This is a genomic window from Streptomyces sp. NPDC101776, from assembly GCF_044766845.1.
Lineage (GTDB): Bacteria > Actinomycetota > Actinomycetes > Streptomycetales > Streptomycetaceae > Streptomyces.
Genome location: NZ_JBIWMV010000016.1, coordinates 7,921 through 30,838, shown reverse-complemented (window position 1 = coordinate 30,838; position 22,918 = coordinate 7,921). Strand labels below are relative to the sequence as shown.

General features: G+C 69.4%; 21 protein-coding genes and 1 riboswitch. Of the genes, 13 read left to right on the top strand and 8 right to left on the bottom strand.

Features of this window, described 5'->3' with window-relative positions:
- Window positions 1-288: 288 nt before the first annotated feature.
- The 6 genes from ACIRRY_RS36505 to gcvT form a co-directional block, all read right to left on the bottom strand.
- Window positions 289-1,188: a nucleotidyl transferase AbiEii/AbiGii toxin family protein gene (locus tag ACIRRY_RS36505; RefSeq protein WP_403981567.1), complete on the bottom strand. Its 900-nt coding sequence runs from the start codon at window positions 1,186-1,188 to the stop codon at window positions 289-291.
- Window positions 1,188-1,802, bottom strand: coding sequence for a type IV toxin-antitoxin system AbiEi family antitoxin domain-containing protein (locus tag ACIRRY_RS36500; RefSeq protein ID WP_403981564.1), 615 nt, complete (start codon window positions 1,800-1,802; stop codon window positions 1,188-1,190). The genes ACIRRY_RS36505 and ACIRRY_RS36500 overlap by 1 nt, the downstream gene beginning before the upstream one ends.
- A gap of 260 nt (window positions 1,803-2,062) precedes the next feature.
- Complete coding sequence (locus ACIRRY_RS36495; RefSeq protein WP_403981561.1) at window positions 2,063-3,430, bottom strand: L-serine ammonia-lyase; 1,368 nt, start codon at window positions 3,428-3,430, stop codon at window positions 2,063-2,065.
- Between the two features lie 113 nt (window positions 3,431-3,543).
- Window positions 3,544-4,803, bottom strand: a complete 1,260-nt coding sequence (gene glyA / locus ACIRRY_RS36490) for a serine hydroxymethyltransferase (RefSeq protein WP_403981558.1) — start codon at window positions 4,801-4,803, stop codon at window positions 3,544-3,546.
- A 15-nt stretch (window positions 4,804-4,818) separates the two neighbouring features.
- Window positions 4,819-5,196, bottom strand: coding sequence for a glycine cleavage system protein GcvH (gene gcvH, locus ACIRRY_RS36485; RefSeq protein WP_403981556.1), 378 nt, complete (start codon window positions 5,194-5,196; stop codon window positions 4,819-4,821).
- A gap of 110 nt (window positions 5,197-5,306) precedes the next feature.
- Complete coding sequence (gene gcvT / locus ACIRRY_RS36480) at window positions 5,307-6,434, bottom strand: glycine cleavage system aminomethyltransferase GcvT (RefSeq protein ID WP_403981553.1); 1,128 nt, start codon at window positions 6,432-6,434, stop codon at window positions 5,307-5,309.
- Window positions 6,435-6,576: 142 nt separating this feature from the next.
- Window positions 6,577-6,690: riboswitch (glycine riboswitch) on the bottom strand.
- Between the two features lie 148 nt (window positions 6,691-6,838).
- Here gcvT and ACIRRY_RS36475 point away from each other — a divergent pair.
- The 10 genes from ACIRRY_RS36475 to ACIRRY_RS36430 all read left to right on the top strand — a co-directional run bounded on the left by ACIRRY_RS36475 (window position 6,839) and on the right by ACIRRY_RS36430 (window position 18,283).
- The gene (locus ACIRRY_RS36475) at window positions 6,839-7,528 is read left to right on the top strand and encodes an AAA family ATPase (protein WP_403981999.1); all 690 of its coding nucleotides are present in this window, start codon (window positions 6,839-6,841) and stop codon (window positions 7,526-7,528) included.
- Window positions 7,529-7,592: 64 nt separating this feature from the next.
- Window positions 7,593-8,378 (top strand): enhanced serine sensitivity protein SseB, encoded by a 786-nt coding sequence (locus tag ACIRRY_RS36470; protein WP_403981551.1) that lies wholly within the window; start codon window positions 7,593-7,595, stop codon window positions 8,376-8,378.
- A 136-nt stretch (window positions 8,379-8,514) separates the two neighbouring features.
- A complete protein-coding gene (locus tag ACIRRY_RS36465) occupies window positions 8,515-9,303 on the top strand; it encodes an enhanced serine sensitivity protein SseB C-terminal domain-containing protein (RefSeq protein WP_403981548.1) in 789 nt (262 codons plus the stop codon).
- Between the two features lie 336 nt (window positions 9,304-9,639).
- The gene (locus tag ACIRRY_RS36460; protein ID WP_403981545.1) at window positions 9,640-10,647 is read left to right on the top strand and encodes an ABC transporter permease; all 1,008 of its coding nucleotides are present in this window, start codon (window positions 9,640-9,642) and stop codon (window positions 10,645-10,647) included.
- A 74-nt stretch (window positions 10,648-10,721) separates the two neighbouring features.
- Window positions 10,722-12,521, top strand: a complete 1,800-nt coding sequence (locus tag ACIRRY_RS36455) for an ABC transporter substrate-binding protein (RefSeq protein ID WP_403981542.1) — start codon at window positions 10,722-10,724, stop codon at window positions 12,519-12,521.
- A gap of 110 nt (window positions 12,522-12,631) precedes the next feature.
- The gene (locus ACIRRY_RS36450) at window positions 12,632-13,630 is read left to right on the top strand and encodes an ABC transporter permease (protein WP_403981539.1); all 999 of its coding nucleotides are present in this window, start codon (window positions 12,632-12,634) and stop codon (window positions 13,628-13,630) included.
- Window positions 13,627-14,724 carry an ABC transporter ATP-binding protein gene (locus ACIRRY_RS36445; RefSeq protein WP_403981537.1) on the top strand — a complete coding sequence of 366 codons (1,098 nt, stop codon included), beginning with the start codon at window positions 13,627-13,629 and terminating at the stop codon, window positions 14,722-14,724. The genes ACIRRY_RS36450 and ACIRRY_RS36445 overlap by 4 nt, the downstream gene beginning before the upstream one ends.
- 23 nt (window positions 14,725-14,747) lie before the next feature.
- Window positions 14,748-16,019, top strand: coding sequence for an ABC transporter ATP-binding protein (locus ACIRRY_RS36440; RefSeq protein WP_403981535.1), 1,272 nt, complete (start codon window positions 14,748-14,750; stop codon window positions 16,017-16,019).
- A gap of 192 nt (window positions 16,020-16,211) precedes the next feature.
- Window positions 16,212-17,603, top strand: a complete 1,392-nt coding sequence (locus tag ACIRRY_RS36435) for a M1 family metallopeptidase (RefSeq protein WP_403981532.1) — start codon at window positions 16,212-16,214, stop codon at window positions 17,601-17,603.
- Between the two features lie 23 nt (window positions 17,604-17,626).
- On the top strand, window positions 17,627-18,283 hold the full coding sequence (locus tag ACIRRY_RS36430) for a trimeric intracellular cation channel family protein (protein WP_403981530.1): 657 nt from the start codon (window positions 17,627-17,629) through the stop codon (window positions 18,281-18,283).
- Here ACIRRY_RS36430 and ACIRRY_RS36425 read toward each other — a convergent pair.
- Entirely contained in the window at window positions 18,192-19,430 is a 1,239-nt protein-coding gene (locus tag ACIRRY_RS36425; protein ID WP_403981527.1) for an alpha/beta hydrolase, read from the bottom strand. The genes ACIRRY_RS36430 and ACIRRY_RS36425 overlap by 92 nt on opposite strands.
- 163 nt (window positions 19,431-19,593) lie before the next feature.
- Here ACIRRY_RS36425 and ACIRRY_RS36420 point away from each other — a divergent pair, with 163 nt between their 5' ends.
- Window positions 19,594-20,457, top strand: coding sequence for a thioesterase family protein (locus ACIRRY_RS36420; RefSeq protein WP_403981524.1), 864 nt, complete (start codon window positions 19,594-19,596; stop codon window positions 20,455-20,457).
- A gap of 172 nt (window positions 20,458-20,629) precedes the next feature.
- Here the strand turns inward: ACIRRY_RS36420 and ACIRRY_RS36415 are convergent, their stop codons facing one another.
- Complete coding sequence (locus ACIRRY_RS36415; protein ID WP_403981521.1) at window positions 20,630-21,217, bottom strand: TIGR03086 family metal-binding protein; 588 nt, start codon at window positions 21,215-21,217, stop codon at window positions 20,630-20,632.
- A 78-nt stretch (window positions 21,218-21,295) separates the two neighbouring features.
- Between ACIRRY_RS36415 and ACIRRY_RS36410 the strand changes: the two genes are divergently transcribed.
- The gene (locus tag ACIRRY_RS36410) at window positions 21,296-22,273 is read left to right on the top strand and encodes a helix-turn-helix transcriptional regulator (RefSeq protein ID WP_403981519.1); all 978 of its coding nucleotides are present in this window, start codon (window positions 21,296-21,298) and stop codon (window positions 22,271-22,273) included.
- 140 nt (window positions 22,274-22,413) lie between these two features.
- A complete protein-coding gene (locus ACIRRY_RS36405; RefSeq protein ID WP_403981517.1) occupies window positions 22,414-22,779 on the top strand; it encodes a hypothetical protein in 366 nt (121 codons plus the stop codon).
- The last annotated feature ends 139 nt before the right edge of the window (window positions 22,780-22,918 follow it).

Here is a 22,918-nt window from a genome sequence, read left to right as displayed (position 1 = left end):
GCCATGCAAGTGCGCCGGATTCCCCTTTGCCTCCCGAGCCTCAGCTGGAGGCCCGCCCGGCTGGAGCCGGGACAGCCCGCTGGCAGGGCCCCTCTGGGCCCAAGATGGGTCCGGAAGGACAGTGAAACGCCGTGAACGATCAACACGGCCCGGATACTTTCATGTCTCCTGACCTGCGCAGACGTGGAAAACGGTGATGCTCGGTAAGCCCGGGGCACCGCTCTGGCGATCTCGTAACGCGTAGGTCTCGGGTTCGAATCCCGAAGGAACTGGTCGGCCGGGCCCGGTTCACGACCAGGTGAGGGTCGCGGCACTCCATGTGCGCTCGGCGGCGTCGCCGTTGAGGAGTACGTCGGCGAAGGCGGTGACCTGCCGGACGACGTCGGTGAAGCGTTCGGGGTAGCCGGTTGCAGCGAGACCTTGCCGACGGCGCCAGGCGGCGTACGAGGTCTGGCGACGTTCGCCGAGGTCGCTGACGGCGGTGCTGAGGGGTTTCAGGGTGATACCCCGATGTGCGGCGGTGGCGGTCAGCGCGGCGGTGAGTTCCTGGCCGTCGAGGTCGTTGAGGGTGAGCAGGCGGTAGAGGTCGCCGTAGTCGCGGTCGCGGGTGTTGAGGTCGCCGAGTGAGACGGCGGTGGAGAGCTTCTCGGCGATGACGGTGGCGAGTGGGTAGCCGAGGAGCTGGAAGCTGTCCGTCGTGAGCTGCTGTGGGTAGTCAATGGTCCGGGGGCCGGGAGTGACCGGGTCCCCGAAGCTGACGTCGAGTTGGAGCTTGAGTCGTGCTCGGGCGATGGAGGCGGCCATCGACAGGCGCAGGCCGTGGTACTCGTCCTCCTCGCGGATGGGCACGGTCTTGAGCGTCGCGGGATCGAATACGACTCCGTCGTCGATCTCGGTAGCGGCGATGGCCGCGATCCTGTGGACGATCTCGGTTTCGGTGCCAGGGAACGAGCGGCCGAGGATGTCGATGTCGCGGGTCATCCGGCGTGCGCCGAACTGGGCGAGGAGTAGGCCGCCCTTGAGGACGAAGTGTTCCCGGCCGAGGTGCGATGCGGCCAAGCGGTAGAGGAAGCGTTCGAGGACGTACTCGACCATGATCTCGTCCGTGGACCGGCTGGCGCGGCGAGCCAGGTTGCGAAGGTCGTTGTAGACGCGACCGGCGGTGGTGTCACGCGTGGGGTTGGCCATCAGGCGAGTACCGCCTCAACGGCAGGGCGGATGACGGAGAGAGCACCCAACTCGCGTGCGACTTCCTGGAGTTCGCCGACGTTACGGCGTCCGCCCTGGCGCAGATAGCGGCCGAGCGCGGACAGGGCGAGGGTCTCGCCGATGCGGCTGCGGTGGCGCATCGCGTCGACGACGCTGCGGGCGGCGTTGTACACGGGGATGGTTTCTCCTGGGGCTGCTTCGAATCGTTCGACGCCGAGGGCGAAGGTAGTCGGGGCGTACTGCGCCACTACGGTCTGCGGGTAGGAAATTGTGGGGCGGCGTGTACCGCGCGGCACGGCGATGTGTACCGCTGCAGGGATGTCGTCGACAAGTTCATGCAGGGCCAGGGCGGACTCACCGCACACCACGGCACGCGGAGCCCGCGCGCACACGGCCAGCAGATCGGCGTGCGCTGTCTCTGGTGCGTCTGCCCGTCGGTAGACCCCCCGGGATAGTTCGTCTATCTCTCCCGCCGCGACCAAGGACGTCAGATCACGGGGGGAGAGCAGGGCCTGACGTGCTTGTGCCGTCGTGAACGTGGGGGGCAGGCCTGCCAGCCGCTGCTCCAGACGCGAGTTCTCCGCAGCACTCATGTATCGAATGGTACCCCTCCGGTGGTGTCGGGGGATCGATTTGATACATCCTGGCGGCTGTCGGCGGCCCTGGTAAAGAAGGGTAGTGATCGAGGGTGTTGCGGACCCCCAGGTCAGACGCACATCCCGTGGGACTTCCTGGGGATTTTTCGGGGACTTTCAAGCCTGTCCCAGGGACTTTTCGGGGATTTTCCGCCGCGTAAGCAGGGAAAGCCCTGACAGCGCCGAAAGACAAGAACGCGCTGCTCAGGGCGCATCCCTCAACACTCGATGATGTTCACCGCAAGCCCGCCCCGAGCCGTCTCCTTGTACTTCACGCTCATGTCCGCCCCCGTCTCCTTCATCGTCTTGATGACCTTGTCGAGGGACACCTTGTGCGACCCGTCCCCCCGCATCGCCATCCGCGCCGCCGTGACCGCCTTCACCGCGGCCATGCCGTTGCGTTCGATGCAGGGGATCTGGACGAGGCCGCCGACGGGGTCGCACGTGAGGCCGAGGTTGTGTTCCATGCCGATCTCCGCCGCGTTCTCGACCTGTTCGGGAGAACCGCCGAGGACCTCGGCCAGCGCGCCCGCCGCCATCGAGCACGCCGAGCCGACCTCGCCCTGGCAGCCGACCTCGGCGCCGGAGATGGAGGCGTTCTCCTTGAAGAGCATGCCGATGGCGCCGGCGGCGAGCATGAAGCGGACGACGCCCTCCTCGTCGGCGCCGGGCACGAAGTTGATGTAGTAGTGCAGGACGGCCGGGATGATGCCGGCCGCGCCGTTGGTCGGGGCCGTGACGACTCGGCCGCCCGCCGCGTTCTCCTCGTTCACCGCCATCGCGTAGAGCGTGATCCACTCCATCGCGTGCGCCAACGGGTCGCCCTCCGCCCGGAGTTGGCGTGCCGACATGGCCGCCCTGCGGCGGACCCGGAGTCCGCCGGGCAGGATGCCCTCCCGGGACATGCCCCGCGAGACGCACGCCCGCATGACACCCCAGATCTCCAGCAGCCCGGCCCGGATCTCGTCCTCCGTACGCCAGGCCCGCTCGTTCTCCAGCATCAGCGCGGAGATCGACAGGCCGGTCTCCTGGGTGAGGCGCAGCAGCTCGTCGCCGGTGCGGAAGGGGTACTTGAGGACCGTGTCGTCCAGCTTGATGCGGTCGGCGCCCACCGCCTCCTCGTCCACGACGAACCCGCCGCCCACCGAGTAGTACGTCTTGGCCAGCAGTTCGGTGCCCGCCGCGTCGTACGCCCACAGCGTCATGCCGTTCGCGTGGTACGGCAGCGTTTTACGGCGGTGCAGTTTCAGGTCGTTGTCGAAGGAGAACGGGATGTCGTGCTCGCCGAGGAGACGGATGCGGCCCGACTCCTTGATCTGCTCCACCCGTTCGTCGGCCCCCTCCACGTCCACCGAGCGCGGCGACTCGCCCTCCAGGCCCAGCAGCACCGCTTTCGGCGTGCCGTGCCCGTGGCCGGTCGCGCCGAGCGAGCCGTACAGCTCGGTGCGGACGGAGGCGACGGAGCCGAGCAGTTCCTCGTTGCGCAGCCGGAGCGCGAACATACGGGCCGCCCGCATCGGGCCGACCGTGTGGGAGCTGGACGGGCCGATGCCGATCGAGAACAGGTCGAAGACCGAGATGGCCACGGTGACTCCTCAGAACGCGCAGGACAAGCAAGGTGGTGCAAGGGGTGGGGGTCCGCGCACACCTCCCAGTGTGCGCGGCGCCCCCGGTGGCCGACTACGGCCGGACGGGCCGACTACAGCCCGGGGTACAGCGGGTACTTCTCCGCCAGCGCGGTGACGCGGGCCTTCAGACCCGCCACGTCGTACGACGGCAGAAGCGTCTTCGCGATGACGTCCGCGACCTCGGCGAAGTCCTCGGCCGAGAAGCCGCGGGTCGCCAGCGCCGGCGTACCGATGCGCAGGCCCGACGTCACCATCGGGGGCCGCGGGTCGTTCGGGACGGCGTTCCGGTTGACCGTGATGCCGACCTCGTGGAGCCGGTCCTCGGCCTGCTGACCGTCCAGCTCGGAGTTCCGCAGGTCGACCAGGACCAGGTGCACGTCCGTACCACCGGACAGCACATCGACCCCTGCGGCCTTCACGTCGTCCCGCACCAGGCGCTCGGCCAGCAGCCGCGCACCCTCCACGGTACGCCGCTGCCGCTCCTTGAAGTCCTCGCCCGCGGCGACCTTGAAGGAGACCGCCTTCGCGGCGATCACATGCTCCAGCGGACCGCCCTGGAAGCCGGGGAAGACGGACGAGTTGAGCTTCTTCGCGAAGGCCTGCTTGGCGAGGATGATCCCGCCGCGCGGGCCGCCCAGAGTCTTGTGGGTGGTGGACGTGACGACGTCCGCGTAGGGGACGGGGTTCGGGTGGAGGCCGGCCGCCACCAGGCCCGCGAAGTGCGCCATGTCGACCCACAGATACGCCTCGACCTCGTCCGCGATCCGGCGGAACTCCGCGAAGTCCAGCTGGCGCGGGTACGCCGACCAGCCCGCGATGATCACCTTCGGGCGGTGCTCCTTGGCGAGCTTCTCGACCCCGGCCATGTCGACGAGACCGGTCCGCGTGTCCACGTGATAGGCGACCACGTCGAACTGCTTGCCGGAGAAGTTCAGCCGCATCCCGTGGGTGAGGTGGCCGCCGTGCGCCAGGTCCATGCCGAGGATCGTGTCGCCGGGCTGGGCCAGCGCGAACAGCGCGGCCTGGTTCGCCGAGGCGCCCGAGTGGGGCTGCACATTGGCGTACTCGGCGCCGAACAGCTCCTTGACCCGGTCGATCGCGATCTGCTCGGCGACGTCGACGTGCTCGCAGCCGCCGTAGTAACGACGGCCCGGATAGCCCTCGGCGTACTTGTTGGTGAGGACCGAGCCCTGCGCCTCCATGACCGCGACCGGAGCGAAGTTCTCCGAGGCGATCATCTCCAGCGTGGACTGCTGCCGGCGCAGCTCGGCGTCGACCGCGGCGGCGATGTCCGGGTCGAGCTCGTGCAGGGGCGTGTTCAGAACAGACATGGGGACTACGACTCCTCAGGCGCCGGTGAAGGCGGCGTACTCGTCGGCGGACAGCAGGTCGCCCGGCTCGTCCGCGGTCCGTACCTTGAAGAGCCAACCGCCCTCGAACGGCTCGGAGTTGACCAGCGCGGGCTCGTCCACGACGGCCGCGTTGACCTCCACGACCTCACCGGTGACCGGCGCGTACAGGTCCGACACCGACTTGGTCGACTCCAGCTCGCCGCAGGACTCGCCCGCGGTCACGGTCGCGCCGACCTCCGGGAGCTGGACGTAGACGACGTCACCGAGCGCGTTGGCCGCGTGCTCCGTGATACCGACCGTCGAGACGCCGTCGACGGCGTCCGTCAGCCACTCGTGTTCCTTGCTGTACCGCAGATGCGTGGGGTTGCTCATGGCCTGAATTCTCCTGTACGCGGGGGAGTGCTGATGAAGAGGGGACTGCGGAGGGCATCGCCGAACAGGGGCGATCAGCCCCGGTCACGGACGCGACGCTACGACGACTGTCACTTCTCGCGCTTGTAGAACGGCAGCGCCACGACCTCGTAGGGCTCGTGACTGCCCCGGATGTCCACGCCGACACCGGCCGTGCCCGGCGCCGAGTGCGCGGCGTCGACGTACGCCATGGCGATGGGCTTGCCCAGCGTGGGGGAGGGGGCTCCGGAGGTGACCTCGCCGATCACCCGGCCGTCGGCGACGACGGAGAACCCGGCGCGTGGGACCCGGCGGCCCTCGGCGACGAGCCCGACCAGGACGCGCGGCGGCTGCGAGGCGGCGCGCTCGGCGGCGGCCTCAAGAGCCGTACGCCCGACGAAGTCGCCGTCCTTCTCGAACTTCACGACCCGGCCGAGCCCCGCGTCGAACGGGGTCAGCGAGGTCGACAGCTCGTGGCCGTACAGCGGCATCCCGGCCTCCAGGCGCAGGGTGTCGCGGCAGGAGAGGCCGCACGGGATCAGCCCGGCCGCCGCGCCCGCCTCGGTCAGTGCCAGCCACAGCTTCTCGGCGTCACCGGGGGAGACGAACAGTTCGAAGCCGTCCTCGCCGGTGTAGCCGGTGCGGGCGATCAGCGCGGGGACGCCCGCGACCGTGCCGGGCAGACCGGCGTAGTACTTCAGGCCGTCGAGGTCGGCGTCCGTGAGCGAGGCGAGGATGCCGGGGGACTCGGGGCCCTGGACGGCGAGCAGCGCGTACGCGTCACGGTCGTCGCGGACGACCGCGTCGAAGCCCGCGGCCCGCTCCACCAGCGAGTCCAGGACAATCTGCGCGTTGGACGCGTTGGCGACGACCATGTAGGAGGTGTCCGCGAGCCGGTAGACGATCAGGTCGTCGAGAATCCCGCCGTCGGCCTGGCAGATCATGGTGTAGCGGGCCCGGCCGACGCCCACGGAGGCGATGTTGCCGACGAGCGCGTAGTTCAGCAGGTGGGCCGCCTGCGGTCCGGTGACCGTGATCTCGCCCATGTGGGAGAGGTCGAAGAGGCCGGCCCTCGTGCGGACGGCGAGATGCTCGTCGCGCTCCGAGCCGTAGCGCAACGGCATGTCCCAGCCGGCGAAGTCGGTCATCGTCGCACCGAGCGAGCGGTGCAGCGCGTCGAGCGCGGTGCGGCGCTTCTCAGGGGTGGCGGTACTGCTCATCGGTCGGTCTCCCAAGGCATGACGGCGAGGTCGTTCCTCCCCATCTGTCATCGGGACCTGAGAGGTTCGCCATGACCGCGCGGGCCATGGGTTGCACCTTGGGTGGGACCACCGGGAACGGGGGTCCGCTTTTCAGATGTGCCTCGCCCGCGCGGTAACGGGGCCTGAGAGATTCAAGGGAGGGACTTGCTCCTTCGGCGCCCCAGACGCCCTACGACCGATGTCGTACGACTGGGGACTCTCCCGCGCGGATTCAAGCGGCCGGTATGCAGTTGGCGGGCACATCATCGCACAGGCTTTGTAACAGGCCTGTGGCCGGAAGCGAACGGAACCGCGAGACACCGTGCATTACCTTCTCTTTACGTTCAGTGGGGAGAACCTTTCCTGACCCCGCAGGGAGGACGATCACGGTGACAAGGACCACGGTGTACGCCACGACCTCGGCCGTAGCGCTGCCGAAGCAGCCCTCGGCCCCGGCCAGGGAGGCATGCACGGCCCGCCCGGTACCGACCGTCCGCGACCTCCGCGAGCGGGCCGGCCACAGTCCGCACGGTCTGCGCTTCGGCGCCCGCGACCTGGTGGTGGTCACCGGCCTGCCCGGCAGCGGCAAGTCCACGCTGATGCGGCGCGCGGTGACCGGCGACGGCGCCCGCGTCGACAGCCAGGACACCCGGGACCGCTGGGACGCCCGTATGTCCCGCATGCCGACGGCCCTCCCGTACGCGGTCTACCGCCCCCTGGTCCGCCTCGCGCACTACGCCGGACTGCGCCGCGCGCTGCGCTCCGCGTCCGGCGCCGTCGTGCACGACTGCGGTACGCAGACCTGGGTGCGCGGCTGGCTGGCCCGCGCCGCCGGGCGCCGGGGCGGCGCGCTGCACCTGGTGTTCCTCGACGTCAGCCCGGACACCGCGCTCGGCGGCCAGCGCGAGCGCGGGCGCGGAGTCTCGCGGTACGCGTTCCTGCGCCACCGCAGGGCCGCCGCCCGGCTGCTGCGCTCGGTGGAGCGCGGTGACCTGCCCCGGGGCGTGCACTCGGCGGTCCTCCTGGACCGGGACGCGGCGGACGTGCTGCGCCGGATCGACTTCGCGGACTGAGCCGCTAGCCTTTTCAGCCACAGCAGGGTTACAGCAGGCGGTTTCACCAGCAGGCGGTAGGTAGATGGACTTCCCGGCGGACTTCCCCGGTCAGGCGTACCCCCACCCGCATCCGCACGGCGGATGGCCGGGCAACGAGCTGGAGGAGGTGCTCTCGGTGTCCCTCGGCATGCCCTCGGCCGGCGGCCGGATCGTCGAGGTGCTCGGCCGCAGCTTCGTCTGGGTCCCGCTCCCCAGCGGCGGCGGCCCGCAGAGCGGCCCCCTCGACCTGCCGACACTGGACATCGAGGGGCAGGCGTACGTCCCGGTCTTCAGCTCCGAGGAGCAGTTCCGGCAGGTCGTCGGCTCGCATCTGTCGTTCACGATCGCGCCCGCGGTGGAGTTCGCCCGCGGGCTGCCCGCGCAGGTCGGCATCGCGGTGAACCCGGGCGGCATGGTCGGCGTCCCCCTCCCGCCGCTCGCCGTGGCCGAGCTGTGCCGGATCGGCCGCACCGCTCTCGACGGCCCCACCAGCGGCGGCCGGGTCCGCCTCTTCGAACCCGACTGGCAGGACGACCCGGTCGACTTCCTCGCCGCGGCCGCCGCCGAGTTCGCCGCCATCGGCGTGGTCGGCTCGGCCCGCCGCTGCCTCGCCGCGATCGAGACGGCCGCCCCCGTGATGTTCGTAGGCGTAGAACTCACCAACTGGGACGGCGACTTGAGAGCGGCCCCGATGGAGGCGCTGGCACGGGCGCTGGGCCAGGTGACGGTCCAGTGGCAGGTCAACCTCGTCCTGCTCGACGTAACGCAAGACCCGGTGGCGGACTGGTTGAGGCAGACAGTGCGTCCCTTCTATACGCAGGGTCACTGAGGCGCCCCGAAGGGGGCGCGAGGAACTGCGCGCCCAGCCACACTCGACCGCCACTCGCGAACGCACCCCGGGCCCCCACCCCTTGGGCGCTTAAGCTGTTCCTCAACGCAGGGCACCTACAAAAAGGAGCGGACACGTGAGCGCCAGCGGCACCGCGACCGGCCAGGTCGAGCACATGCTGCGCCAGGTGACGCCCGGGCGCTACGACGCCTACGAGGCACTCCTCCGCGCCCTCGCGACCCCCCACTCCGGCCAGATCTGGATGCTCCTGTGGCACGGCCAGTCCGGCTCCCCGGACGCCCAGTACGGAAACATGCAGGTCGACAAGTACGGCTACGCCCCCTGCGTCACCTCCGCCCAGGAACTGTCGGCGAGCGGCTGGAACCGCTCCTACGAGGTGGTCGACGGCCTGGACGTGGCCCGCACCCTCTACCCCGACCACTTCGGCCTCTGGCTCAACCCGCACGCCCCCGGCGGCGGTGTCGGCATCCCCTGGCTCGACCTGCGCCGGATCGCCACCGGCCTGGAGCGCCAGCCCGCCGGCCCCCTCCGGCTGTCGGAGCCGGGCATCGAGATCCCGCAGTTCTACGGCCTGCTCACGCAGAACGCCCACCGCACCCCCGCGGTCCGCTCGCTGCGCCGCGCCTGGGTGCAGCCCGCGCTCGGGGCGCCGTATCTCGCGATCGGTCTGGACGTCTACGACACCAGCCCGCCGGCCGTGGACTCGGTGCGCGGCATGATGCAGCAGTCGATCGGCGCGGTCCCCGACGGGCTGCCGGTGTCGACCGTGGCGATGTCCGACGAGTACGACCCGGTGGCCCTCTGGCTGCGCGCGAACGCCCGCCCGTTCTACGACCGCGAGGCCCACGCTGCGCCCGCCCAGGCGGGTGGGTACGGATACCCACCCGTCCGTGGTGGATACTGACCCGGCGAGTCCTCTTCCCCGCTTCTCCGCAGGATTTACGTCTACGACACATTTCTTCGCGCGTAGATAGCGGTGAGATGCCCAAAATGGCGTCGATTCGGCTTTGTGTCCCAAGTGTCTTGCGTCCGGGGGGCGTTACCCACTGTCCGTATAACGGAACCCTCCAGGCTGCATCACGTTTGCGCATCCATTCGCCGCCAACCCTGGCAGCAGATCACCAAAGCGTTGAAGACTCCCGCACCAGGGGCCGTTCGCCCCGATGTACGACGGACTGATCACGCCGCCACAGCGGCAAGTGTGGGCCGGCTACCGCCGGTTGAGAGGGGTCCCTGCCAGATGACGGCACCATTGCACGAGCCGACTGCGGATACGGCCCCGAGTGCGGCCGAGGAAGCGGCGGCAGTGAGCGCCGAGGCGAAGGCGGTCCAGGGGCGTTCCCTGGGCCGGATCGCCTGGGAACGGCTCAAGCGGGACAAGCTCGCCCTGACGGGCGGCATCGTCGTGCTCGTCCTGATCCTGCTCGCCCTGCTCGCGCCGGTCATCACCCACCTGCTCGGGCAGGACCCCGACGCGTACAACGAGAGCCTGATCGACCCGCTGTTCGGCACCCCCAAGGGGTCGCTGGGCGGCATCAGCGGCGATCACCTGCTGGGTGTCGAGCCGGTCAACGGCCGCGACATCTTCGCCCGCATCCTCTACGGCGCCCGCGTCTCGCTCCTGGTGGGCTTCCTGTCCGCCATGGTCGCCGTCGTCCTGGGTACCGTCCTGGGCATCCTGGCCGGCTTCTTCGGCGGCTGGGTCGACTCGCTCGTCAGCCGCGTGATGGACGGCCTGCTGGCCTTCCCGCAACTGCTGTTCACGATCGCCCTGGTCTCGGTCATGCCGAACGACATGCTGGGCCTGTCCGGGTCCAACGTGCGCGTGTTCGTGATGATCCTGGTCATCGGATTCTTCGGCTGGCCCTACATCGGACGCGTGGTGCGCGGCCAGACGCTCTCGATGCGTGAGCGCGAGTACGTGGAGGCCGCCCGTTCCCTGGGCGCCGGGCGCTTCTACATCCTGTTCAAGGAACTGCTGCCCAACCTGGTCGCGCCCATCATCGTGTACACGACCATGATGATCCCGACGAACATCCTCACCGAGGCCGCGCTCAGCTTCCTCGGCGTGGGCGTCAAGCCGCCCACCGCGTCCTGGGGACAGATGCTGTCGAGCGCCATCGACTACTACGAGTCAGACCCCATGTACATGGTGGTCCCGGGTGTGGCGATCTTCATCACCGTCCTGGCCTTCAACCTTTTCGGCGACGGCGTGCGCGACGCGCTCGACCCGAAGGCGTCCCGCTGAGCATCCGTACCACCCCCATCTGTTCCCGTGGCACCAACACGGGGTCTCTCATCTAGTCCGGAGGATCCGAGATCGTGACAACCCAACGCACTCCAGGGCGGCGCAAGAAGGCATTCGCCGCCGCTGCTGCGGTCGCCGCACTGCTGACCACGGCGGCGTGCGGCGGCGGTGGCGGCGACGACAACAACGGTTCGAAGACCGGCGCCGCCGGCTTCGACGCCGCGAACAACAAGGTCGCCCAGGCCTCGCTGGTCAAGAAGGGCGGCACGCTGAAGTTCGGCGGCGCCCAGGACGCCGACTCGTGGGACACCACGCGTGGTTACTACGGCTTCATGTGGGACTTCGCGCGCTACTACAGCCGCCAGTTGGTCACGGGCAAGACGGAGCCGGGCAAGGCCGGCGCCGAGCTCACCCCGGACCTCGCCACCGGTCTCGCCAAGGTCACCGACGGCGGCAAGACCTACACGTACACCCTGCGTGACGGCGTCACGTGGGAGGACGGCAAGGCGATCACGTCCAAGGACGTGAAGTACGGCATCGAGCGCGTGTGGGCGCAGGACGTGCTGTCCGGCGGCCCGACGTACCTCAAGGACTTCCTCGACCCCAAGGGCGAGTACAAGGGTCCCTACAAGGACACGTCCAAGGACAAGCTCGGCCTGAAGTCGATCACCACTCCGGACGACAAGACGATCGTCTTCCACCTCCCCGAGGCCAACTCGGACTTCCAGGAGGTGCTGGGTCTGGTCTCCGCCTCCCCGGTCCGCCAGGACATGGACACCAAGTCCAAGTACGGCCTGAAGCCGTTCTCCTCCGGCCCGTACAAGTTCGAGTCGTACAGCCCCGGCAAGAGCCTGACGCTGGTGCGCAACACGAACTGGAAGCAGTCCTCGGACCCGGTCCGCAAGGCGTACCCGGACAAGATCACCGTCCAGTTCTTCTCGGACGCCAACCAGCTCGACCAGCGCCTGCTCAACGGTGACATCGACCTGGACATCAACCAGACCGGCATGTCCCCGCAGGGCCGCACCACCGCCCTGAAGGAGCACAAGGCCAACCTGGACAACCCGGTCTCGGGTTACATCCGTTACGCGACCTTCCCGACGAGCGTGGCGCCGTTCGACAACGTCGAGTGCCGCAAGGCCGTCATCCTCGGTGCCGACCACGTCTCGCTGCAGACCGCGCGCGGTGGCCCGATCGCCGGTGGTGACATCGGCACCAACATGCTCCCGCCGTCCGTCCCGGGCGCCGAGGGCCAGAAGTACGACCCGTACAAGATCGCGGGCGCGAACAAGAACGGCAACATCGCCGAGGCCAAGGCGGCCCTGAAGGCGTGCGGCAAGCCGAACGGCTTCTCCACCACCATCGCGGTGCGCAACAACAAGCCGGTCGAGGTCGCCACGGCCCAGTCGCTGCAGGCGTCGCTGAAGAAGATCGGCATCAACGCGCAGATCGACCAGTTCGACGGTTCGCAGACCAGCGGCATCATCGGCAGCCCTTCGAACGTGAAGAAGAAGGGCTACGGCATCATCATCATGGGCTGGGGCGCCGACTTCCCGACCGTCCAGGGCTTCGGTCTGCCGCTGTGGGACAGCAAGTACATCCTGCCGAGCGGTAACAACAACTTCGCCCTGATCAAGGACAAGACCATCGACGGTCTGTTCGACAAGTTCGTCACCACGCTGGACGAGTCGGGCAAGACCCAGATCTCGACCGAGATCAACCACAAGGTCATGGAGGGCGCGTACTACCTGCCCTTCACCTTCGAGAAGTTCATCAACTGGCGCAGCGACAACCTCGCGAACGTCTACACGACGGACAACTACAGCGGTACGTACGACTTCGTCAATCTCGGCCTGAAGAACCCGAAGAAGTAAACCGGCACACCCGCCGTACGGCACGAAAGGCAGGTGAAGGCCGGCGCGGCGTGGTCGCGGGCCACCGGATGACCTCCGGTGGCCCGCGGCCCCGCGGCGGGCCGTAAGCTGTGCTCGCTTATCTCATCAGGCGGCTGTTCGCCGCCGCAGTGATGCTCGTGGTCATCGTCATGGTGGTCTTCGGCATCTTCTTCCTCGTCCCCAAGTGGGCGGGCGTCGACATCGCCGCGAGCTTCGTGGGCAAGCAGGCCGACCCGGCATCCGTCGAGGCCGTACGGGAGAAGCTGGGCCTGAGCGACCCGATCTACTCCCAGGTCTGGGAGTTCTTCAAGGGCATCTTCGCCGGTCGCACCTACTCCGGCGGTGGCGATGTCACGCACTGCGCCGCACCCTGCTTCGGCTACTCCTTCCGCAGCGAGCAGGCCGTCTGGCCGGTGCTCACCTCCGCGTTCCCGGTGACCCTGGGGCTCGCACTCGGTGCCGCCGTGCTGTGGCTGGTCTTCGGTGTCGCGGCGGGTGTGCTCTCCGCGCTCAAGCGGGGCACCATCTGGGACCGCGGCGCGATGGTCGTCGCCCTCTCCGGTGTCTCCCTCCCCATCTACTTCACCGGCATGCTCAGCCTGGCGATCTTCACCTACGGGCTGCACTGGCTGGACGCCCAGTACGTGCCGCTCGACCAGAGCATCGGCGGCTACTTCGGCGGCATGATCCTGCCCTGGATCACCCTCGCCTTCCTGTACGCGGCGATGTACGCCCGGATCACCCGAGCGACCATGCTGGAGATCCTCGGCGAGGACTACATCCGCACCGCCCGCGCCAAGGGCCTCACGGAGCCGGTCGTCATCGGCAAGCACGCCATGCGCTCCACGCTCACCCCGCTCCTGACCATGCTCGGCATGGACCTCGGCGCCCTCATCGGTGGCGCCATCCTGACCGAGTCGACGTTCAACCTGCCCGGCCTCGGCCGACAGGTGCTCACTGCCATCCGCAACCAGGACCTGCCCATCATTCTGGGCGTCACCCTGATCACTTCTCTCGCGGTGCTTCTCGCCAACCTCGTGGTGGACATCCTGTACGCCGTGATCGACCCCCGAGTGAGGCTCTCATGACGGAACTCAGCAAGAGCGGGGCAGCGGTGGGCGAACCCACGTCCGCCTCGCCCGCGCCCTCGGCCTTCCTCGAAGTGCGCGACCTCAAGGTGCACTTCCCGACCGACGACGGTCTGGTCAAGTCCGTCGACGGGCTCAGCTTCGCGCTGGAGAAGGGCAAGACCCTCGGCATCGTGGGCGAGTCCGGCTCCGGCAAGTCGGTGACCTCGCTCGGCATCATGGGCCTGCACACCGCCGGCCAGTACGGCAAGCGCAAGGCGCAGATCTCCGGCGAGATCTGGCTGGACGGCACCGAGCTGCTGTCCGCCGACCCCGACCACGTGCGCAAGCTGCGCGGCCGGCAGATGGCGATGATCTTCCAGGACCCGCTCTCCGCGCTGCACCCGTACTTCACGATCGGCGCGCAGATCGTCGAGGCGTACCGCATACACCACGACGTCGACAAGAAGACCGCGAAGCGCCGCGCGGTCGAGATGCTCGACCGGGTGGGCATCCCGCAGCCCGACAAGCGCGTGGACAGCTACCCGCACGAGTTCTCCGGCGGTATGCGCCAGCGCGCGATGATCGCCATGTCGCTGGTCAACAACCCCGAACTGCTGATCGCGGACGAGCCGACGACCGCCCTGGACGTGACCGTCCAGGCGCAGATCCTCGACCTCATCCGCGACCTCCAGAAGGAGTTCGGCTCCGCGGTCATCGTCATCACCCACGACCTGGGCGTCGTCGCCGAACTCGCCGACGACATCCTGGTGATGTACGGCGGCCGGTGCGTCGAGCGCGGTCCGGCCGAGGACGTGTTCTACGAACCCCGACACCCCTACACCTGGGGCCTGTTGGGCTCGATGCCCCGGCTCGACCGTGAGCAGCAGGAGCGGCTGATCCCGGTCAAGGGCTCCCCGCCCTCGCTGATCAACATCCCGTCCGGCTGTGCCTTCAACCCGCGGTGCCCCTACGCGGACCTCCCGAAGGACAACCTCACCCGCACGGTCCGCCCCGAGCTGGCCGAGGTCGGCAGTCGGCACTGGGCCGCCTGCCACCTGGACGCGGAGCAGCGCGAGCGTATCTGGATCGAAGAGATTGCGCCGAAGCTGTGAGCGAGAAACCCAAGGACACAGCAGTGAGCATCCCTGTGCAGAGCGAAGGCAGCGTGGCCGTCAAGGGCGGTGTCGCCCCCGGCGAGACCCTGCTGAAGGTGACCGGGCTGCAGAAGCACTTCCCGATCAGGAAGGGCCTGCTGCAACGGCAGGTCGGCGCCGTGCACGCGGTCGACGGCCTCGACTTCGAGGTCAAGTCCGGTGAGACGCTGGGCGTCGTGGGCGAGTCGGGCTGCGGCAAGTCGACGATGGGCCGGCTGATCACCCGGCTGCTCGAACCGACCGGCGGCACCGTCGAGTTCCAGGGCAAGGACATCACGCACCTCGGGGTGGGCGGCATGCGTCCGCTGCGCCGGGACATGCAGATGATCTTCCAGGACCCGTACTCGTCGCTGAACCCGCGGCACACCATCGGCACGATCGTCGGTGCTCCCTTCAAGCTCCAGGGCGTCGAGCCCGAGGGTGGGGTCAGGAAGGAAGTGCAGCGGCTGCTGGAGGTGGTCGGGCTCAACCCCGAGCACTACAACCGCTATCCGCACGAGTTCTCCGGCGGTCAGCGCCAGCGCATCGGCATCGCCCGCGCGCTCGCGCTCAACCCGAAGCTGGTCGTGGCCGACGAGCCGGTGTCCGCGCTCGACGTGTCGATCCAGGCGCAGGTGGTCAACCTGCTGGACGACCTCCAGACGGAGCTCGGCCTGACGTACGTGATCATCGCGCACGACCTCTCGGTGGTCCGGCACGTCTCGGACCGGATCGCGGTGATGTACCTCGGCAAGATCGTCGAACTCGCGGACCGCGAGCTGCTGTACAAGGCGCCGATGCACCCGTACACCAAGGCGCTGATGTCGGCGGTGCCGATCCCGGACCCGCGGCGGAAGAACGCGAAGAGCGACCGCATCCTGCTCCAGGGCGACGTTCCCTCGCCGATCTCCCCGCCCAGCGGCTGCCGTTTCCACACCCGCTGCTGGAAGGCGACCCAGATCTGCACGACGACCGAGCCGCCGCTTCTTCAGCTGCAGCCCGGCCAGCAGGTCGCCTGCCACCACCCGGAGAACTTCGCGGACCAGGCTCCGCAGGACACGGTCCTGCTGACCGCCGCGAGGGAGGCCGAGAAGCTGGTCGGCGACGCGGTGCTGGAGGAGTCGGCGGAGACGTCGGCGGCGGTGGCGGCCACGCTCGCCGAGGAATCTGCCGAGTCGGCGGAAGCCGCGGAGCCCGCTGCGGAAGCTGCGGAACCCACCGAGCCCGCTGCCGAGTCCACCGAGCCGGAAGCCGGACCCGGCGAGGCGAAGTAGGCGGCAACAGGCCATCTGTACGCCCCCGTTGACCGATCCAGGTCACCGGGGGCGTTCGCATGCCGCGGTCGGTCACGGTCAACTACCCTGTGACGCATGACAAGTTGGTAAAGTCATGTACATGACGTATGAGGTGAGGGCAGAGTCCTGCGTGTCCGACTGATCGGAAACACGCACCGAAGGGACGACTTCATGGCACTCTCCCGTTCGGCACGTCTGGGGGCCCTCGCTACCGCGGCGGCCTCTTTTCTTGTCATAGCCGCCTCCTCCGCCCCCACCCCCGGCGCCGACGGCATCGGTGACCCCTACTTCCCGCAACTGGGCAACGGCGGCTTCGACGCCCGGCACTACGCCCTCGACGTCGCCTACAACCCCGACACCGACCGCCTGGACGGGCGTACGACGCTCACGGCCCGCGCCACCCAGAACCTCTCCTCCTTCGACCTGGACCTCCAGAAGCTGGAGGTCACCAAGGTCCAAGTGAACGGAAGACGCGCCCAGTTCACCCGCACCGGCGACGAACTGCGCATCACCCCACGGGACTTCCTCCGCAAGGGCAGAGACTTCACGGTCACCGTCACCTACGGCGGGGTACCCGAACCCCTCAACGGACCCATCGTGTTCGGCTCCGACTACGGCTGGATGAAGACCGCCGACGGAGTCTTCGTCGCCTGCGAACCCAACGCCGCCTCGACCTGGTTCCCGTCCAGCGACCACCCCTCCGACAAGGCCACCTACGACATCCGTATCAAGGCCCCCAAGGGCCTCACCGGAGTCTCCAACGGCCGCCTCGTCTCGACGTACGACAAGGGCGGCTCGACGTACTCGCACTGGCGCGAGTCGAAGCCCATGGCGACCTATCTCGCCACCGCCACCATCGGGAAGTTCGACGTGAAGACGGGGACGACCCCCGGCGGCACCCCGATCTACGTGGCCATCGACCCGGTCCTCGCCAACAGCAACAGCGTCGACGTGTACGCCGTGACGGCCGCCGCCACCGACTACTGGTCGCAGGTCTTCGGGCCGTACCCCTTCGAGGAGACCGGCGCGATCGTCGACGACATGCCGGAGGCGGGGTTCTCGCTGGAGGTGCAGAGCAAGCCCGCCTACTCGGCCGTGCGCAGTGAGACGACGATCGTGCACGAGCTGGCCCACCAGTGGTTCGGCGACTCCGTGTCGGTCGCGCACTGGAAGGACATCTGGCTCAACGAGGGCTTCGCGACCTACGCCCAGTGGCTGTGGGCCGAGCACCAGGGCACCCGCTCCGCGCACGACTCGTTCCTGGCCGGCTACAACTCCCGTCCCGCCGAGAGCGCGTTCTGGGGGACCGTCGTGGCGGACCCGCAGCGCGACACGATGTTCGCCTCCGCCGTCTACCAGCGCGGCGCGATGACCCTCCAGATGCTCCGCGAACGCATCGGCGACACCGCGTTCTTCAAGCTGCTCCCCGCCTGGACGAAGCTGCACCGCTACGGCAACGGCGACACGGCCGGCTTCATCAAGCTCGCCGAGAAGATCAGCGGTCAGCAGCTCGACGACCTGTTCCAGACCTGGCTCTACACGACGGGCAAGCCCACCCTCTGACGACCCACGGGTAACAATGTGGGGTGCTTCAGCAACTGTTCAGCCCCTCCGTCCAGCACACGCTCGACCTCGTCGGCATCTTCGTGTTCGCCATCTCCGGCGCGCTGCTGGCCGTCCGCAAGAACTTCGACGTGTTCGGCATCGCCGTGCTCGCCGAGGTCACCGCGCTGGGCGGAGGGCTGTTCCGGGACCTCATGATCGGGGCGGTGCCCCCGGCCGCCTTCACGGACCTGGGGTACTTCATCACCCCGCTCTTCGCCGCGCTCCTCGTCTTCTTCCTCCATCCGCACGTGGAACGCATCCAGGCCGGCGTCAACGTCTTCGACGCGGCGGGCCTCGGCCTGTTCTGCGTCTCGGGCACGGTGAAGGCGTACGACTACGGGCTCAGCCTCACCTCCTCAGCCGCCCTCGGTCTCGCCACCGCCGTAGGTGGCGGTGTACTGCGTGACGTCCTCGCCAACGAGACCCCGTCCCTGCTCCGCTGGGACCGCGACCTGTACGCGGTCCCGGCGATCGTCGGCGCCACCATCTCCGTCCTGTGCATCCACTACGGCGTGCTGACCCCCCTCACCAGTGGGTTCGCGATCGTCACCGCTTTCGTGCTGCGCCTGCTCGCGATGCGGTTCCACTGGCGAGCTCCGCGTGCGTGGAACCGGCGTTCGACCGTCCGTGAGGAGTAGTGCTCCCGGTCTTCGCGTGCGGGTGGTTCTTGCCCATCTCCAGCGTCAGCCAGCGGAACACGGCCTTCACCTGCGGCCGCCACAGCGCCATCGTGTGACCGCCGTCGCTGCGCGGCAGGAAGACCACGTGCACGGTCGTCGGCGCCTCCGCGACGGAGGCCAGGGCGGTGCCCGCCTCGTAGCCGTCGCCGGACTCGCCGGAGATGTACAGCGCGATCGGCGGCGGGGTCCTCTTCGCCTTCAGCAGCAGGTACGGGTTGTTCGCGGCGCGCAGCGCCGGGCCGGCCGCCGCGAGTGAATTGCGTTCGGCGATCGGGTCGTTGTAGCCGGACATGCCCACGGCCGCGCGGTAGCGGTCCGGGTGGGCCACCGCGAGCTTGACCGCGCAGTGCGCGCCGGCCGAGTAGCCGGCCACCGCCCAGCCCGAAGGAGCGGGCTCGGCGCGGAAGTTGTCCATGACCATCTTCGGTACGTCGACGCTCAGCCAGGTGTCGGCGTTGACCGTGCCGGTGATGTTGGCGCAGCCGGTGTCGACGCCGGCCAGCAGGTTGGTGCGCGGCGCGACCAGGATGAAGGGCGCGACCCGGCCGCTCTTCATCAGCGGCAGCAGTTGCGCGTTGGCGTGCAGCGACCCGAACCAGGCCTTCGCGGAGCCGGGATAGCCGGGCAGCAGTTCCACCACCGGGAACTTGTGATGGCGGTAGGCGGGCTCCTTGTACTGCGGCGGCAGCCACACGTACACCTCGGCGTCGACGCCGGAGACCTGGCCCTTGAGCTGGGTGACCTCCACCCCGCCGGCCGCGCGCATGCCGGGGCCCTCGGCGGGGGAGAAGTCCTGCCTGACCTTGGGCAATCGTTTCAGCGAGATGTTGCCGGTGCCGTTCCTGCCGAGGTTCGCGGCCTGCTGGACGTGATTGCCGGTGCCGAGGAGGTCGGCCCAGTTGTCGTAGAGGTTGTTCTGGTTGTTGACCATGACGAAGACCAGGGTGACGGCCGTGGCCTGCGCGAACAGCAGCATCAGGGCCCGTGCCGCCACGCGTACGGCCTTGGGGCCGCGCATCCGCGACCACAGCACGAGCGGCAGTATGAGGGCGACGATCGTCAGCACGACGGCGGTGTAGAGGAACGGAGTCCCGGTGAGGCTCATGTCCCCAAAGAGGGGGATCACCGGCCGCGGGTCACGGACGAGAACGGACACTTACCAAGAAATTGCCGGTTCCTCACCCGAGTAGCCGATGGTTTGGCGGTGTTTTCATATGCCCGCAACAACAAAGCTACCGCTTAGTAATCACCTGTTGTACGGTTCACCCATGCGAGAAGCAGCATCCGCGCCGGCGCCCGTGCGGGCCACGATCGGCGACAGCGAGTTCGACCGCGACACGGCGGTCGCCCGTCGCGCCCCGGGCGTCTACGACATCGACCTCTCGGCCGGCTGGACGATCATCAGCGCGGTCAACGGCGGCTACCTCCTGGCCGTCCTGGGCCGAGCCCTGGCGGACGCGCTCCCGCACCCCGACCCGTTCACGATCTCCGCGCACTACCTCACGGCGTCCCAGCCGGGCCCGGCGGTCATCCGCACGGAGCAGATCCGCACCGGCCGCACCCTCTCCACCGGCCAGGCGTCCCTCTTCCAGTACGACGAGGAGGGCGCGGAGGTCGAACGCATCCGCGTCCTGGCCTCCTACGGCGACCTGGACGCGCTCCCCGATGACGTCCGCACCACGGCTCGCCCTCCCTCTTTCCCGCCCCTGGACCAGTGCTTCGGCCCGGATGACGGCCCCGCCCCCGTCGACGGCAGCTCGGCCATCACCGACCGCCTGATGCTGAAGCTGGACCCGTCCACCCTCGGCTGGGCCCTGGGCGCCCCCTCCGGCAAGGGCGAGATGCGCTCCTGGTTCGGCCTGGCCGACGGCCGCGACGCGGACCCTCTCTCCCTCCTCCTGGCGGTGGACGCGCTCCCCCCGACCGCCTTCGAGATCGGCCTGAAGGGCTGGGTCCCCACGGTGGAACTCACCGTCCACGTCCGGGCCCGCCCCGCCCCGGGCCCCCTCCGCGTCTCCATCACCACGCGCAACCTGGCGGGCGGCTTCCTGGAGGAGGACGCGGAGGTCTGGGACAGCACGGACCGACTGGTGGCGCAGTCACGGCAGTTGGCACGGGCGAGACTGACCTGAGGGGGCCGACTCCGGGCGGGGTCGGTGAGTTCCGGGGCGGCGTTCGGGCCGGGGTCGTCGCCGGGCGATCGACGGTGCGCCCCGGCCACCCGCTCGGCCCGCGCCGGGCAGGTCGGACCCGTGCCGGTCGTCGGACGGACCCGGCCGGTTCCGGACCCTGCCCGCGACCGACTCAGCCGATCGGCTTCCGCCCCAGCCAAGCCGCCAACTGGCCGTAGACGTCGGCTCCTTCGGGGATCGGCTGGGCCGTGGCGAAGGGGGTGCCGGCGTCCCGTTGCTCGTCCGGGAGGGCCCTGCGGGCGAACGTCAGCGCGAACTCGGCGAGTTCCGGGTCGAGTTGGAGGGGGTGGCCCAGGGCTTCCGAGAGGTCCCAGGTGTGGGTGACGCCCTCCATCACATAGCCGGAGAGGGCGATGCGGCCCGGTGCCTCGCCCCAGGGGACCCGGACCAGGGCGTCCAGGCGGGCGTCGTCCGACCAGGCCTTGGCGACCCGGGTGCGGGCCTCGTCGTATGCCGTCGGCCAGCCCTCGTCCGGGATGCCGTCCACGAAGGGGCGGACGGCCATGCCGTCGCCGCCCTCGCCGACCGTCGCGATGCGGTGGGTGCCGCCGACGAGATGGCTCAGCAGGGTCCGGACGTCGAACTCCGTGCACGGGGTGGGGGAGTCGAGCTGCTCCGGTCGTACCGTCCTGATCAGCGCGGCGACCTGCTCGGTGGCGCGGATGTACAGGGGGCGGGGGTCGTTCGTCGTGGTGTTCATGGGCTCGATGCTGGCCTCATAACCTGACAGTTTCCGTCAACATTTGCGCCGGGGTTTCGGGAGGCCGATCCTGGGGGCGTGAAGGCCGACCGACTCCTCTCGATCCTGCTGCTTCTCCAGACCCGGGGCCGCGTCCCCGCGCACGAACTCGCCGACCGGCTGGAGGTGTCGGTGCGGACGATCTACCGGGATGTCGAGGCGCTGTCCGCCTCCGGGGTGCCGGTGTACGCCGAGCGCGGGCGGCACGGCGGGATCGAGCTGCTCGCCGGGTTCCGTACGGACGTCACGGGACTGACCGCCGACGAGTCACGCGCCCTGTTCATCCTGGCCGCGCAGGGCACCCATGCCGCCCTCGGCCTCGACGACGCGCTCGGCTTCGCGCTGCGCAAGGTGATGGCCGCGCTGCCCGCGCCGTACCGCCCGGCCGCCGAGGTGACCTCCCGGCGCATCCTCGTCGACTCCACGCGCTGGAAGGGCGGACCCCAACCCGCCGTGGATCTGGACGTGTTGCAGGATGCCGTCTTCACCGACCGGCGGCTGCGCCTGCGGTACCGGCACAGCGGCGCCAAGGAACCCAACACCTACACCGTCGACCCGTACGGCCTCGTCTCCAAGGCCGGCGTCTGGTACCTGGTCGCCGACCGCCGGGCCGGCCCCCGCCTCTTCCGCGCCGACCGCGTCCACTCGGCCACCCTCCTGCCCGAGCCCGTGAAGCGTCGCCCGGGCGTCGAACTCGCCCAAGCCTGGGCGGAGTTGCGCCGCCAGGTCGAGGATCGCCCCGGCGGACTCGACGTCACCGTCCGGGTCCGCCGCGCCCGCCTCGACATGTTCCTGCGCCTCAGCGCCTCCTCGCTCGCCGAACTCCCCACGGACGACGGGGAGAACGACTGGGTGACGGTCCGGCTGTCGTACGGCGTCGTCCGCGAGGCACGCCAACTGCTGCAGTTCGCCGACGCGTTGGAGGTCGTATCACCGCCGGAGGCACGCGCGGAGGTGGCCGCCGCGGCCGCTTCTGTCACGGAGCTGTACCAGCGAGTAGGCGAGCCCCGATCCTGAAGTCGCAGGTCAGGAAGGTCTCTTGGGCTGTCCTTTACTCGGCGCACAGGGTGGGGACAGGGCGCCGACAACGAAGCCTTAAGGGGCGTTGATTGAGTTCCCGTCACCAGGCTTCCTCATCGTTTTTGGAGTTGTTTCTCATGAAGCGTGCGCGTCTCCTCCCCGCAGTGGCCCTGCTGGCGCTCTCGCCCCTGGCCCTGGCGGCCTGCGGCTCGAGCGACTCCTCGTCGTCCTCCGGCAGCGGCAACTCCGGTTCCACCCAGTCCTGTTCGGCCGCCTCCGGGATGCCGACCGGCAATGCCACGGCACGGCCCAGCGGTGCCCCGTCGGGTGCGCCCACGGGCGCCGCGGCCTCGGGCAGGCCGACGGGCATGCCGACCGGCAACGCCTCCGGCATGCCGAGCGGTGGCCCCGGTGGAGGCGGCGGGCGGGGCGGCGGCCCTGGTGGTGGGTGCGGCGGCGGGCCCGGCGGCGGCCAGATGAGCGGGGCCCCTCAGCAGGGCTGACCGCGGCTCCCGTACGACAGGGGCGGGCCCCCCCGGGGCCCCCGGCGGGCCCCCCCCGTCGGGCCCGCGCCCCCCGGGTGGCCGGGGGGCAGCCCCCCCACGGGCCCCCGCCCCCGCCGGAGAAACCCCCCAGGGGCCT